Source organism: Streptomyces sp. NPDC054840 (genome assembly GCF_053611065.1).
The window spans coordinates 1-1551 of sequence record NZ_JBSGZP010001071.1 but is presented as its reverse complement, the minus strand read 5'-3'; the positions used below and the strand labels follow the sequence as shown (position 1 = coordinate 1551).

Genomic DNA, 1551 nt, shown 5'->3' with positions numbered 1-1551 from the left:
GGAGCCGTCGGCGGGAGCGGCCCCGGTGCGCCGCGCCTGCGCGGACCGCCGCCGCGCCGGCGGCGGTGGCCGTCGGCGGTGGTCGCGCGGGTGGCGAGGTGCCTCGCCGAACAGGGCGGTGCGCTCGGCCGGGACGTGGCCCAACTCCTCTCCGGAGTGAGATGCGCCGGTGGGTCGGCGCGTCCTCGCGGGAGGCGTCCAGGAGCAGCCGGACCGCCTCCGGGTGCGCGGGGGTGGTGTCGGTGAGGATCCCGTTCCCGGCGGTGCCGGGGAAGCGCAGGTCCGGCCGGTGCGGCAGGACGTTGGCCACCTCGTGCGCGAGGCGGCCGCGAGGTCTCGGCGGTGGGTAGGGAAGCGGTCGTCGACGCCGACGAAGTACTCCTGTGCGTCGGGCGGCCGTGGCGCACGCACCGTGGCGGCGGCCACCCCCCGCGCACCCAGGGGGAGGTCGTCGCCGGCGTCGAGGCTCGCCTCGTAGGCGCGGCCCGTCGGCCGACCGCCGGCGGAAGAGCGCGGTGATCGAGGCGCGCACGGTCGCCGGATGCGGAAATCCGTGCTCGACGGGGCCGCTCCGTTCCCTCTTCTGCGTGATTGGGCCCTCTTTACCGCAATCCCTGCTGTCAGGGCGGGAGTTGGCCGAAATTGCCTTCTTGATGTCCACCACACACCCGTTGTGTCATGGACCCGTCATTCACCCGATGACGCGCACGCACAGCCCAACCCCCCACGAAAGGCAGTGTGTTGACTGTGACCACCCTTGTGCAGTTGATGAAGCGCACCCTCGCCGTCGGCGCGGTCGCCCTCGCCGCCGTCAGCCTCCAGCCCGGCACCGCCACCGCCGGCCCGGCACCCGTCGTCGGCGGCACCCGCGCCGCCCAGGGCGAGTTCCCCTTCATGGTGCGCCTCTCCATGGGCTGCGGCGGCGCCCTCTACACCCAGCAGATCGTCCTCACCGCCGCCCACTGCGTGAGCGGCTCCGGCAACAACACCTCCATCACCGCCACCGCCGGAGTCGTCGACCTCAACAGCTCCAGCGCCATCAAGGTCAAGTCCACCAAGGTCCTGCAGGCCCCCGGCTACAACGGCAAGGGCAAGGACTGGGCCCTCATCAAGCTCGCCAAGCCCATCAACCTGCCCACCCTCAAGATCGCCGACACCAAGGCCTACGACAGCGGCACCTTCACCGTCGCCGGCTGGGGCGCCACCCGCGAGGGCGGCGGCCAGCAGCGGTACCTGATGAAGGCCACCGTCCCCTTCGTCTCCGACGCCAGCTGCCAGGCCTCCTACGGCAACGACCTCGTCCCGAGCGAGGAGATCTGCGCCGGCCTGCCCCAGGGCGGCGTCGACACCTGCCAGGGCGACTCCGGCGGCCCCATGTTCCGCCGCGACAACAACAACGCCTGGATCCAGGTCGGCATAGTCAGCTGGGGCGAAGGCTGCGCCCGGCCGAACTACCCCGGCGTCTACACCGAGGTCTCCACCTTCGCCGCCGCGATCAAGAGCGCAGCGGCGAGCATGTAGCCCCCCACGGGTCCCCTCGCCCTTCCGGCC

The 1551-nt window shown here is 72.3% G+C and carries 1 protein-coding gene; it reads left to right on the top strand.

Translation table 11 applies throughout. The annotated features are described in order from the left end of the window. The first annotated feature begins 768 nt into the window (after positions 1–768). Positions 769–1521, top strand: coding sequence for a S1 family peptidase (locus tag ACWGIU_RS37590; protein WP_453712542.1), 753 nt, complete (start codon positions 769–771; stop codon positions 1519–1521). Positions 1522–1551 lie beyond the last annotated feature (30 nt).